Consider the following 12,310-nt stretch of genomic DNA (forward strand, 5'->3'; position numbering starts at 1 on the left):
ATCCGTACGTAACCGCGAGGTGGCACGGACGGCGACGGAGAAGTGGCGTGGGGCGTGATGGCGGACGGGCACAGCGCCGGGGACGGCGACGACTTCGACGGCTGGTGCTGCTGGGCACCCTGCTGGTCCTGTTCCTCCTCGGCGGTACGGGACCGGCGTCCGCCCACGCAGCCCTCCGCGCCACCGACCCCGAGGACGGAGCCGTCCTCAAGTCCGCCCCCCGTGACATCACCCTGACCTTCACCGAGTCCGTCGGTCTGCTCGACGACTCCTTCCGCGTCCTCGACCCCGACGGCCGCCGCCTGCGCACGGGCGAACCGGAGCACGCCCCGGACGGCGGCGACACCGCCCGGGTGACGTTGCCCGCGAAGCTGGACCAGGGGACGTACACCGTCGCCTGGCGGGTGGTGTCGGCCGACAGCCACCCAGTCTCCGGTGCGTTCACCTTCTCCGTCGGCAAGCCCTCCCTCACCAAGGCGACCGTCGACACCGGCCCCACCGAGGACCCGGCGACCAAGAGCCTCTACAACATCGCCCGCTATCTGGCCTACCTCGCCGTCGCCCTGCTCATCGGCACGGCGACGTTCATGGCGGTCTGCCGTCCGCCCGACGGCCCCGTCCTGCACAGGCTGCTGAGGACGTCCTGGTGGACCCTGCTGGGCGCCACCCTCGCCCTGCTCGTGCTGCGCGCCCCGTACGAGACCGGCGAGGGTCCGCTGGGGGCCCTGAGCGCCGACTCCCTCCCGCGCACGCTGAGCAGCCGGACCGGGCTGGTGCTGGTGGTCCGGCTGGGTCTGCTGGCGGTGGCCGCCGGCTATCTCGTACGGCTGGTCAGGAGCCGCAGGCCCTTCGGGTGGGCGGGCGCCGCCCTCGCCGTCGGCCTCGCGATGACCTGGGCCGCCGGTGAGCACGCCTCCGCCGGCATCCAGGTGCCGGTCGCGATGGTGTCCTCGGCGCTGCACCTGCTGGCCACGGCGGTCTGGCTCGGCGGCCTCACGGCCCTGCTCGTCACCCTGTACCGCGCCCGCCTGACACCGGCCGCGGTCACCGGCTTCTCGCGCCTCGCCTTCGCGTCCGTGACCGTCCTGGTCGGCACCGGCGTCTACCAGTCCTGGCGCGGCCTCGGCTCCTGGGACGCGCTCACCGGCACGACGTACGGCCGGTTCCTGACCCTCAAGCTGGCCGCGGTGGTGCTGCTCCTCGGAGCGGCGGCCCTCTCCCGTCGCTGGACGACCCGACTGGCCACGGCCGACGCGGCGGCGGAGGCGGAGACGGAAGCGGTCGCACGGGAGAAGGTGCCGCAGGCGGCCGGGGGGTCGCCGGCGCTGCCTGCGCCGCCGCAGTCGGTCGGGGGGTCGCCACCGCTGCCTGCGCCGCTGCAGTCGGTCGGGGGGTTGCCGGTGTCTGTGGCGGAGGAGGCGGCTGGGGGGCTGCCGGTGTCTGTGCCGCAGGAGGCGGCCGGGGGGCTGCCGGTGTCCGTGCCGGAGGAGGCGGCCGGGGGGCTGCCGGTGTCCGTGCCGCAGCAGACGGCCGGGGGACCGCCGCTGTCCGAGTCGCCGCAGGCTCACGTGCCGCCGCCGGCCCACCTACCCCCGCCGGCCCACGTACCGTCGCCCACGGACCCGCATCGCCGGGCCCTGCGTCGATCCGTCCTGGCCGAAGTCGCCGTTGGTGCGGCGGTGCTGGCGATCACCACGTTGCTCACCAGCACGCTGCCCGGCCGCGCGGAGGCCGAGGCGGCGGCCGGGACGCCCGCGGTCGTCGGCGCCTCCGTCACCAACGTGCCCTTCGACCTCGGCACCCCCGGCGGCCACGGCAAGGTGCAGATCACCATCGATCCGGGACGCGTCGGCGACAACTCGATCGAGGCCCTCGTCTACGGGCCCGACGGCGGCGTCTCCATCGTCCCGGAGCTGCGCATCTCCTTCACGCTTCCGGCCAAGGACATCGGCCCCATCGACGCCGAGCTCACCGACAAGGGCGGCTACTGGGGCAACGGCTTCCTCAATCTGCCCATCGCCGGGACGTGGGAGATGAAGGTGACCATCCGGACGTCGGACGTCGACCAGGTGAGCGAGACCAGCACCGTGCTCGTGCGATAGCAGGTCAGGCGACCGTGCGCGTCGCGTCTGCGGCCCGGCGGCGCCGTGAACGTTCCCGGGTTCGATCACTACCGCGATGAGCATGGAGTTCGAGATATCGGTCACGTTTCCGAAACGGCGTTCGTCACCTCTTGACGCATGACCTGACATACCGCTGTTATTGCGCCACCGTGTTCGTTCAAGTTGATTTCTGATCGGTTACGACGGACTTCGACGCTCCCACCCTCATGATCGAACCCTGCCCCCGTCAGGAGCCGTAGATGCAGCACCTCTCTCCCTCCGGTCTCTCACTGCCCTCACCCAGCCGCCGCACCCTGCTGCGCGGCATAGGCGGCGCCGCCGTACTCGGCGCGGGCATCCCCCTGCTGAGCGCCTGCGGCGGCAGCGGCACGGCGAGTGACCCGAAGACCGTCACCCTCGGCTCCAAGGCGTCCGACGCGGTGCCGAAGAAGGCCTTCGCCGACATCTACGCGGCCTACAAGAAGAAGTCCGGCATCACGGTCGACGTGAACACCAAGGACTCCAACACCTTCCAGGAGCAGATCAACTCCTACCTCCAGGGCACGCCGGACGACGTGTTCACCTGGTTCGCCGGCTACCGGATGCAGTTCTTCGCGGCCAAGGGACTGGCCACCCCGATCGACGACGTGTGGAAGACCATCGGGGGCAACTTCCCCGAGGCGATGCACAAGCTGAGCAAGGGCGAGGACGGCAAGTACTACTTCGTGCCGCTGTACTCCTACCCGTGGGCCGTCTTCTACCGGAAGAGCGTCTTCCAGGAGAAGGGCTACGAAGTCCCCACCAAGTGGGACGACTTCGTCGCGCTGTGCAAGCAGATGAAGAAGGACGGCATCGTCCCGATCGCCTTCGGCGACAAGGACGCCTGGCCCGCGCTCGGCACCTTCGACCAGATCAACTTCCGCCAGAACGGCTACGACTTCCACGTCGAGCTGATGGCGGGCAAGGCGTCCTGGACCGACGCCAAGGTGCGCAAGGTCTTCGACCTGTGGACCGAAATCCTCCCGTACCACCAGGAGGGCTCGATGGGCCGCACCTGGCAGGACGCGGCCCAGACGCTGGCCTCCAAGAAGGCGGGCATGTATCTGCTGGGCACCTTCGTGGCGCAGCAGTTCACCGACAAGGCCGCCCTGGAGGACCTCGACTTCTTCGCCTTCCCGGAGATCGACCCGGCGTACGGCCAGGACACCGTCGAGGCGCCGACCGACGGCTTCATGATGAGCAAGAGCCCGAAGAACAAGACCGAGGCCGTCAAGCTGCTCGAGTACCTGGGCACCACCGAGGCAGAGGACATCTACCTCAAGTCCGACCCCAGCGTGGTCCACGCCGCCACCGGCGCCGACACCTCGTCGTACACCGCGCTGCAGAAGAAGGCGTACGAGATGATCGCCGGCGCGAAGTCCCTGACGCAGTTCATGGACCGTGACAGCCGGCCGGACTTCACCTCCACGGTGATGCAGCCCGCGTTGCAGAAGTTCATCCGGGACCCCAAGGGCGTCGACGGCCTGCTGTCGTCGATCGAACGCCAGAAGAAGACGATCTTCGCGTCCGGCTGAGTCGGCTGATTCCATGACCACGCAGACCACCAAGGAGACCCGGGAGGCGGCCACCGTGCCGCCTCCGGGCGCTGCCCCCGCGAACAAGGTGCCCCAGGGGCACCGCCGCCTGCTGACCCGCCGTGACCGGCTCGCCCTCGGTCTGATGGCGGGTCTGCCGACCATCCTGCACATCGCCCTCGTATGGGTGACGGCCCTCGCCTCCGTCGCGCTGGCCTTCACCACCTGGGACGGCATCGGCTTCGACTCGATCAAGTGGGTCGGCCTCGAGAACTTCAAGCAGCTCTTCAACGACAATCCGCAGTTCTGGCCCGCCGTTCAGCACAACGTCGTCTGGTTCGTCGTCCTGATCGTGATCCCGACGCCGCTCGGCCTGTTCCTGGCCGTGCAGCTGGACAAGCGGATCCGGTTCAGCAGGGTGTACCAGACGGCGTTCTTCCTGCCCGTCGTGCTGTCGATGGCGGTCATCGGGTTCGTCTGGCAGCTCGTCTACAACCCCGACACCGGCCTGATCAACAGCCTCATCGGGGCGAACGAACCGGGCAAGTACATCGACTGGATCGGTGACCCGGACCTGAACCTGTGGGCGATCCTCGTCGCCGCGTCCTGGCGGCACACCGGCTACATGATGATCCTGTACCTGGCCGGCCTGAAGGGCGTCGACCCCTCGCTGCGGGAGGCCTCCGCGCTCGACGGGGCCAACGAGTGGCAGACGTTCAAGAACGTCATCTTCCCCACCCTGCGCCCGACCAACACCGTGGTCCTGGTCGTCACCATCATCGAGGCGCTGCGCGCCTTCGACCTGGTCTTCGTCTTCAACAAGGGCGCCCAGGGCACTGAGCTGCTGTCGATCCTGGTCACCAACAACATCATCGGCGAGTCCAGCCGCATCGGATACGGCTCCGCGATCGCGGTGGTCCTGCTGCTGATCTCCCTCGTCGTGATCATCCCGTACCTGATCGCGACTTTCCGGAAGGAGCGGCGCGCATGAGCACCGGCACCCTCGCGCTCAAGAAGCGTGCCCCCGTCCGCCCGGCCCGGATCCTGCTGCACCTCTTCCTCGCCGGCGCGGCGCTGGCCTGGCTCGCGCCGCTGGCCTGGGCGATTCTCGCGGCGCTGCGGCCGTACGCGGAGACCAGCGAGAAGGGCTACGTGTCCTGGCCGGACAGCTTGAGCTTCGACAACTTCACCAACGCGTTCACGCAGTCGGACATGAGCCACTACTTCGTCAACACGATGATCATCGCCGTGCCGGCGGTGCTGTTGACGCTGTTCCTGTCCTCGATGGTCGCGTTCTACGTCAGCCGCTTCGACTTCCGCCTCAACCTCGCGCTGCTGCTGGTCTTCACCGCCGGCAACCTGCTTCCGCAGCAGGTCATCATCACCCCGCTGTACCGGATGTACCTGCTCATCGACATCCCCGGCATCACGATGAGCGGCAAGCTGTACGACTCGGCACTCGGGCTCGTCCTCATCCACGTGGCGTTCCAGTCCGGCTTCTGCGCCTTCGTGCTCAGCAACTACATGCGCACGCTGCCGCACGAGCTGACCGAGGCCGCGCTGGTGGACGGCGCGTCGGTGTGGCGGCAGTACTGGCAGATCGTGCTGCCGCTGTGCCGTCCGGCGATGGCGGCCCTGGCGACGCTGCTGTCCATCTGGATCTACAACGACTTCTTCTGGGCCCTGGTCCTGATCTCGACCGGTGAGAACATGCCGATCACCTCGGCGCTGAACAACCTCTCCGGCGCGTACTTCACCGACCCCAACCTGGTCGCCGCCGGCGCCCTGCTCACCGCGATCCCCACGCTCATCGTGTACTTCGTGCTGCAGCGGCAGTTCGTCAGCGGCCTCACCCTGGGCGCCAACAAGGGCTGACGGCCCCCTTTCTTGAAAGAGACACCCGTGCACCACCCCTTCACCCCCGTCGCCTCCGTGCCCGTGGACCCGGCCAACGCCCGCGTCCACGAGGAGGGCTGGCAGTCCTGGAGCCCCAGCGGCGCCTACGCCCTCGGCGACAAGCCGTACCGCCCGACGAACGACAACTGGGCGACGGTCTGTTACCGGCCCGGCGTCACCGTGCCCGACGGTGCCTTCCAGGGCGAGGGGCTGCTGGCCCTGGACCCCGGGGACGGCTCACCGGTCCGGCTGTGGGCGGCCGTCGAGCCGACGCGCGCGGTGCCCTCGATCCGCCTGGTCGTCGACGGCGACACGGCGCAGGTGAGCGCCGACGGACCGGTGAAGGAGTGGACGGGCACGGACATCCCGACCGTGCTGGCGGACTGGGCCGCCGCGCTCGGGGGCGAGGCTCCGCGCCCGGCGCCCACCGTCTGGTGCTCCTGGTACGAGTACTTCACCGCCGTCACCGAGGACGACATCCACGAGAACCTCCGTGCGATGGAGACCCTCGACCTGCCCATCGACGTCGTCCAGATCGACGACGGCTACCAGAAGGCCCTCGGCGACTGGCTCACCCTCTCCGGCCGCTTCCGCTCCCGCGCGGGCATGGCCGACGCGATCCGGGCGAAGGGCCGCCGCGCCGGCATCTGGACCGCCCCCTTCCTGGTCGACCCGGCGAGCGACCTGGCCACCGAGCACCCGGAGTGGCTGGTGAAGGACCCCGAGGGCGGCTTCACGCACGCCGGCCGCAACTGGGGCCACGACCTGCGCGTCCTGGACACCACGCACCCCGGGGCGGCGGCATGTCTGACGGAGGTCTTCCGGACGCTGCGCGCCGAGGGCTACGACTACTTCAAGGTCGACTTCCTCTACGCGGGCGCGCTGGACGGCGTACGGCACTCGGGAGGTGACGCACTCCAGGCGTACCGTTCCGGCATCGAGCTGATCCGCGAGGCGATCGGCGCGGACGCCTACCTGCTGGGCTGCGGGGCACCCCTGCTGCCCTCGATCGGCCTGTTCGACGCGATGCGGGTCAGCCCCGACACGGCACCGCACCGCCGCCCCGAGGCCGACGACTACAGCCAGCCCGGCCAGGATCCCGCCGAGTTCACGGGCGCCGGCCGCCAGTGGCAGCACGGCCGGCTCTGGATCAACGACCCCGACTGCCTGATGGCCCGCCCGGCGGTGGAGACCCGGGAGCGGTGGGCCGCGCACGTCGAGGCGACCGGCGGGCTGATGGCCTCCAGCGACCGTCTGCTGTCGCTGGACGAGTGGGGCGTCGCCACGACCCGCCGACTCCTCGGAGGAGCCGCCCGATGAAGCGCGAACTGTCCGTCCCCGGCATCCCCTACGGCGGCGACTACAACCCCGAGCAGTGGCCCGAGGAGGTCTGGGCCGAGGACATGCGCCTGATGCGCGAGGCCGGGGTCACCATGGTCAGCGTCGGCATCTTCTCCTGGGCGCTCCTCGAACCGGCCGAGGGCGAGTACGACTTCACGCTCCTCGACCGCGTGCTCGACCTGCTGCACGCCCACGGCATCGCGGCCGACCTCGCGACCCCGACGGCGGCGCCCCCGGCGTGGTTCTTCAGGGCCCACCCCGAGGCACTGCCCGTGGACAAGGACGGCCGGGGACTGTCGTACGGCAGCCGTCAGACGTTCTGCCCGTCGAGCCCCGCCTACCGGGAGGCGGCCCTGCGGATGGCGCGGGCGCTGGCCGGGCGGTTCGCGGACCATCCGGCGGTGGCGATGTGGCACGTCCACAACGAGTACGGCTGCCACAACGCCGAGTGCTACTGCGACGAGAGCGCGGCGGCCTTCCGGCGCTGGCTGCGGGCGCGGTACGCGGACGATCTGGCGGCCCTGAACGACGCCTGGGGCACCCGCTTCTGGAGCCAGTGGTACTACGACTGGGACGAGATCCTCCCGCCCCGCCCCACCGGCGCCGTCCCGAACCCCACCCACCAGCTGGACTGGCGCCGCTTCTGCAGCGACGAGCTGCTCTCGCTGTACGAGGCGGAGCGCCGGGTGCTGCTGGAGGCGGCCCCGGAGATCCCCGCCACCACCAACTTCATGGTGATGTACAACTTCGACGCGCTGGACTACTGGCGCTGGGCCCCGAAGCTGGACGTCGTCTCCAACGACCACTACCTGCAGTCCGCCGACCCCGAGTCCGAGATCGACATCGCGCTCAGCGGCGATCTGGTGCGCTCGCTGGCGGGCGGCCCGTGGCTGCTGATGGAGCACTCGACCGGCGCGGTGAACTGGCAGCCGGTGAACCGGGCCAAGGGACCGGGGGAGCTGCGGCGCAACGCGCTGGCCCATGTGGCGCGCGGCGCGGACGGCATCGCCTACTTCCAGTGGCGCGCGGCGAAGGCGGGCGCCGAGCAGTGGCACTCGGCGATGCTTCCGCACGCGGGCACGGACAGCCAGATCTGGCGTGACGTGGTACGACTGGGCGCGGATCTGAAGGCTCTCGCGGAGGTGCGCGGCAGCGTCGGCACGGCCGAGGTCGCCGTCGTCTGGGACTGGAACTCCCGCTGGGCGATGGAACTCCCCTCCCAGCCGAGCGGCGAGCTGCGCTTCCAGGGCCTGGTCCGCGCCTGGTACGAGCCGCTGTGGCGGTCGGGCGTCGCGGTGGACTTCGTACGCCCGGACGCGGACCTGTCGCCGTACCGCCTGGTCCTGGCCCCGAGCCTGTACCTGGTGGACGACGAGGGCGCGGCCAACCTCACCGGCTTCGCGGAGCGCGGCGGCACGCTGGCCGTCGGCTTCCACAGCGGGGCGGTGGACGAGAACTGCCATGTCCGGCTGGGCGGTTACCCGGGCGCGTTCCGGGAGGCGCTCGGGGTGCGGACGGACGAGCTGTTCCCGCTGCTGCCGGGCGAGTCGGTGGGCCTGAGCGGCGGCGGCACGGGGACGCTGTGGTCGGAGCGGGTGCGGCTGTCCGGCGCCGAGTCGGTCGCGTCGTACACGACCGGGCCGCTGAGCGGTGTGCCGGCGGTGACGCGCCATGCGCACGGCACCGGCGTGACCTGGTACCTGGCCACCCTGCCGGATCCGCAGACGCTGGCCGCGCTGCTGGGCCGTATCCGCGGGGAGGCGGGGGTGGAGCCGGTGCGCAGCACGCCGCGGGGCGTCGAGGCGGTCCTGCGGCGCGGTGCGGACGCCGACTACCTCTTCCTGATCAACCACAGTGACCGGCCCGCCCATGTCGCGGTCGCCCCGGACGCCACGGAACTGCTGAGCGGCAAGACCGTGCCGGGCTCGGTCAGTGTCCCGGCGGGGGAGACGGCGGTGGTGCGGGAGCCGCGCTGAGCCCCGCCCATGGGACGCGCGCGTCGGGGTAGTCGGGAGATGTGCCCGAGCTGCCCGATGTCGAGGGTTTCCGGAAGGTGCTCCAGTCCTGTGCGCAGGGCAGGGTCGTCCGCCGTGTCGACGTGCGTGACGCGGGGGTGCTGCACGGGGTGAGCGCGCGGCGGCTGCGGGAGGCGCTGGAGGGCCGGCGGGTCACCGCGGCCGAGCGGCACGGCAAGTGGCTGCTGGCCCGCACCGGCGGCCCCACCCTGCTGCTGCACTTCGGCATGACGGGCGAACTGCTCTGCGCCCACCCCGACGACGCCCCCGAGCCTCACGACCGCGTCCTGTTCACCCTCGCCCGGGACCGCCAGCTGCGCTACCGCGACCAGCGCAAGCTCCAGGGCCTGTGGCTGGCGTACGACGAATCCGACGTCGCACGGCGGCTGGAGGGGCAGGGCCCGGACGCCCTGACGGTGGACCGCGAGGAGTTCGAGACCGCGCTCCGCACCCACCGGGGCAGCGTGAAGAGCGTCCTCATGGACCAGTCCGTCCTGGCCGGCCTCGGCAACCTGCTGGCCGACGAGATCCTCTGGCGCGCGCGACTGCGCCCCACCGGCCGGGCGAGCGACCTCACCGCGTCCGACCGCCGCGGCCTGCACACCCAGCTGCGCCGCACCCTGCGCGCCGCGGTCCCCACCGGCCGCGTCCCACCCCGCGACTCCTGGCTGACCGGCCACCGTGACGACCCCGACCCGCACTGCCCACGCTGCCGCACCCCCCTTCGCCGGTCCCGCGTGGCCGGCCGGACGACGGTGTGGTGCCCGGCGTGCCAGGGCGGGGACGACGCGTGAGCGATCGGCGCCGGGTCCGGGGATGTCCGAAATTCGCTTGGTGCCGTGCGGGGGTGGGCCTACTGTGACCCGACATGTCGACCCAGGTGATCGTTCTCAACGGCGGTTCCAGTTCGGGGAAGTCCGGGATCGTACGGTGCCTGCAGGCCGTGCTGCCGGATCCGTGGCTGGCGTTCGGGGTCGACTCGTTCGTCGAGGCGCTGCCCGCGAGGATGCGGTCGTCGGACGAGGGGATCGTCTTCGAGGCGGACGGCGGGGTGAGCGTCGGGGCGGACTTCACGGCGCTGGACGCGGCCTGGGTGGCGGGCATCGCGGCGATGGCCCGTGCCGGCGCCCGGATCATCGTGGACGACGTCTTCCTGGGCGGCGCGGCGTCCCAGCGGCGCTGGCAGAAGGCTCTCGACGGGCTGACCGTGCTGTGGGTCGGCGTCAGGTGCGAGCGCGCGGTCGCCGAGGGCCGCGAGATCGCACGGGGCGACCGGGTCCCGGGGATGGCCGCGCTGCAGGCGGACGTGGTGCACCAGGGGGTGCGCTACGACCTGGAGGTGGACACCACCCACACCGAGTCCCTGGAGTGCGCGCGGACGATCGCGGCTCATCAACTTTTCATCGAAAACCACTTGCGCCACTCAGATAACATGACCGATCGAACTGATTGACGGTTGACGGGCATTGTTCTTAACAATCTGAAAAATCGGCCAAAATAGTTGATACCCATAAAATCAGAACTGTCTTCGCGAATAGGACCCAGGGCGCTGTGGGTCACGGCGGGCGTGGTGGGCGTCGGGTTCCTCGTCGCGCTGGAGATCGCCGCGCGCGGCTACGGCATGCCCGGGCCGATCACCAACCAGGCGCGAGAGGTGATGTTCCCCCCGAAGTCGGGGTTCCTGCTGTACGCCGGCATGGCGCTGATGATGGTCGTGCTCACCTGGCGGCAGCGGCTCATCGCGCTCGGCGCCGCGATCGGCATCGACGTCACCGTCCTGCTCGTGCGCTGGGTGGCCGGCGTCAAGGTCACCGAGGGCCACCCCTTCGGCAATGGCGCCCTCTGCGTCGTGCTGGCCTGCGCGGTCATCGCCCTCACCCGCCGTACCGGCCGGGAACGCGTCCTGCTGCTGAAGGGCGTCGGCCTGGCCCTGCTGCTGGTCGCCGGCCGCAAGACCGGCGACGCCTGGCTCCTGATCACCTCGAAGACCCGCCCGACGGTGCTCGACCCGTACGTGGCGATCGCCGACCACGCGCTGGGCAGCCCGTCCTGGCTGGTGGGCCGAATCGTCAGGGCCACCGGCCCCGTCGGCGCCCACATCCTCGACTACGTCTACGTACAGCTCGCGGTGGCCGCGGTCGTCGCGGCCCTGTACCAGCTGCGCCACGTGTCGACGGAGCGCCGCTTCCCGCGCCACCACCTGGTGCGCACCTTCCTGACGATCGGCCTCCTGGGCCCCGGGATCTACATGATCTTCCCGGTGGTCGGACCGATCTTCGCCTACGGCGCCGACGGCGGCCCCTGGGCGACGGCCCACATATGGCCGGAGACGGCACCGCCCCTCGTCGCCCCGCACCCGATCCCGTTCGACGGGATCACCCCGCGCAACTGCATGCCCAGCCTCCACACGGCCTGGGCCACAGCGATCTTCATCCACACCCGCAAGGGCCCCCGCCTCCTGCGCTACGCAGGCACGTTCTGGCTGATCGCCACCCTCGGCGCGACCCTGGGCTTCGGCTACCACTACGGCGTCGACCTGGTGGCCGGCGTGGTCTTCACCCTCACGATAGAAACGGCCCTGCGCGCACAGGCCCGCGGCTGGGACCGCTCCGGAACCCGACTGGTGGCCTACGGCACGGCGGTCTTCGCGGCCCTGCTGGCGTCGTACCGCTACCTTCCGCTGGAGATGGCGCAGCGTCCATGGATAGCCGGCCCGCTGCTGATCCTGGCGATGCTCTCGGTCATCTACGCCTACATACGCACCACCAGAGCGTGGGACCAGAAGCCCCTCTCGGCCTCCCAGCCGGAACCCCAACCCGAACTGGTGTGACCCCGCCGGATCACCGCAGGCGAGGATGGTTCACATGTTGTCGATGAGTGGGTGGATGCGATGCGCCGGGGCGCGGCCGGCGGGGCCGTGCCGTGGTGTCGCGGAGGGGACGGCACGATGAGCACGCCGCTGTACCAACTGAAGGCCGAGTTCTTCAAGACGCTCGGCCATCCGGCCCGCATCCGGGTCCTGGAGCTGCTGAGCGAGCGTGAGCACGCGGTCGCCGAGATGCTGCCCGAGGTGGGCATCGAGCCCGCCCACCTCTCCCAGCAGCTCGCGGTCCTGCGGCGGGCCAACCTGGTCGCGACCCGCAAGGAGGGCTCGACCGTCTACTACTCACTGACCAGCCCGCACGTGGCCGAGCTCCTGCGGGTCGCCCGCACCATCCTCTCCGGCGTACTGGCCGGCCAGGCCGAACTGCTCGCCGACCTCAAGGCCGCGCAGGGGGAGACGAAGCCGCCGTCGTAGCTCTTTATCACGCCTGGCTGAGGGCCGGTTTTCCACACGGCCTCTCGTTTGTTAATTCTCGGAGAACTCTTCTACAACCTTCCG

10 protein-coding genes are annotated in these 12,310 nt (G+C 70.5%); all 10 read left to right on the forward strand.

The window, feature by feature from the left end; translation table 11 throughout:
- The first annotated feature begins 104 nt into the window (after nucleotides 1-104).
- The 10 genes from IM697_RS02025 (at nucleotide 105) to IM697_RS02070 (ending at nucleotide 12,226) form a co-directional block, all read left to right on the forward strand.
- Nucleotides 105-2,102 carry a copper resistance protein CopC gene (locus IM697_RS02025; RefSeq protein WP_194049547.1) on the forward strand — a complete coding sequence of 666 codons (1,998 nt, stop codon included), beginning with the start codon at nucleotides 105-107 and terminating at the stop codon, nucleotides 2,100-2,102.
- A 260-nt stretch (nucleotides 2,103-2,362) separates the two neighbouring features.
- Complete coding sequence (locus IM697_RS02030; RefSeq protein ID WP_194044128.1) at nucleotides 2,363-3,676, forward strand: ABC transporter substrate-binding protein; 1,314 nt, start codon at nucleotides 2,363-2,365, stop codon at nucleotides 3,674-3,676.
- A gap of 13 nt (nucleotides 3,677-3,689) precedes the next feature.
- On the forward strand, nucleotides 3,690-4,667 hold the full coding sequence (locus IM697_RS02035; RefSeq protein WP_194044130.1) for a carbohydrate ABC transporter permease: 978 nt from the start codon (nucleotides 3,690-3,692) through the stop codon (nucleotides 4,665-4,667).
- Nucleotides 4,664-5,551 carry a carbohydrate ABC transporter permease gene (locus IM697_RS02040; RefSeq protein ID WP_194044132.1) on the forward strand — a complete coding sequence of 296 codons (888 nt, stop codon included), beginning with the start codon at nucleotides 4,664-4,666 and terminating at the stop codon, nucleotides 5,549-5,551. Before IM697_RS02035 ends, IM697_RS02040 begins: the two co-directional genes overlap by 4 nt.
- A 27-nt stretch (nucleotides 5,552-5,578) precedes the next feature.
- Nucleotides 5,579-6,892 (forward strand): glycoside hydrolase family 36 protein, encoded by a 1,314-nt coding sequence (locus tag IM697_RS02045; protein WP_194044134.1) that lies wholly within the window; start codon nucleotides 5,579-5,581, stop codon nucleotides 6,890-6,892.
- Nucleotides 6,889-8,889, forward strand: a complete 2,001-nt coding sequence (locus IM697_RS02050) for a beta-galactosidase (RefSeq protein ID WP_194044137.1) — start codon at nucleotides 6,889-6,891, stop codon at nucleotides 8,887-8,889. Before IM697_RS02045 ends, IM697_RS02050 begins: the two co-directional genes overlap by 4 nt.
- A gap of 41 nt (nucleotides 8,890-8,930) precedes the next feature.
- Nucleotides 8,931-9,722 carry an Fpg/Nei family DNA glycosylase gene (locus IM697_RS02055; RefSeq protein WP_194044139.1) on the forward strand — a complete coding sequence of 264 codons (792 nt, stop codon included), beginning with the start codon at nucleotides 8,931-8,933 and terminating at the stop codon, nucleotides 9,720-9,722.
- Between the two features lie 74 nt (nucleotides 9,723-9,796).
- Complete coding sequence (cpt, locus tag IM697_RS02060; protein WP_194044141.1) at nucleotides 9,797-10,381, forward strand: chloramphenicol phosphotransferase CPT; 585 nt, start codon at nucleotides 9,797-9,799, stop codon at nucleotides 10,379-10,381.
- Nucleotides 10,382-10,477: 96 nt separating this feature from the next.
- Nucleotides 10,478-11,758 (forward strand): phosphatase PAP2 family protein, encoded by a 1,281-nt coding sequence (locus IM697_RS02065; RefSeq protein ID WP_228044874.1) that lies wholly within the window; start codon nucleotides 10,478-10,480, stop codon nucleotides 11,756-11,758.
- A gap of 117 nt (nucleotides 11,759-11,875) precedes the next feature.
- Entirely contained in the window at nucleotides 11,876-12,226 is a 351-nt protein-coding gene (locus IM697_RS02070; protein WP_194044143.1) for an ArsR/SmtB family transcription factor, read from the forward strand.
- Nucleotides 12,227-12,310 lie beyond the last annotated feature (84 nt).

Source organism: Streptomyces ferrugineus (assembly GCF_015160855.1).
Taxonomy (GTDB): Bacteria; Actinomycetota; Actinomycetes; order Streptomycetales; family Streptomycetaceae; genus Streptomyces; species Streptomyces ferrugineus.

Bases quoted from the DNA above. Each gene is read 5' to 3' on its own strand.
- IM697_RS02030 (WP_194044128.1), top strand. From the start codon at position 2,363: ATGCAGCACCTCTCTCCCTCCGGTCTCTCACTGCCCTCACCCAGCCGC.
- IM697_RS02035 (WP_194044130.1), top strand. From the start codon at position 3,690: ATGACCACGCAGACCACCAAGGAGACCCGGGAGGCGGCCACCGTGCCG.
- IM697_RS02040 (WP_194044132.1), top strand. From the start codon at position 4,664: ATGAGCACCGGCACCCTCGCGCTCAAGAAGCGTGCCCCCGTCCGCCCG.
- IM697_RS02050 (WP_194044137.1), top strand. From the start codon at position 6,889: ATGAAGCGCGAACTGTCCGTCCCCGGCATCCCCTACGGCGGCGACTAC.
- cpt (WP_194044141.1), top strand. From the start codon at position 9,797: ATGTCGACCCAGGTGATCGTTCTCAACGGCGGTTCCAGTTCGGGGAAG.
- IM697_RS02070 (WP_194044143.1), top strand. From the start codon at position 11,876: ATGAGCACGCCGCTGTACCAACTGAAGGCCGAGTTCTTCAAGACGCTC.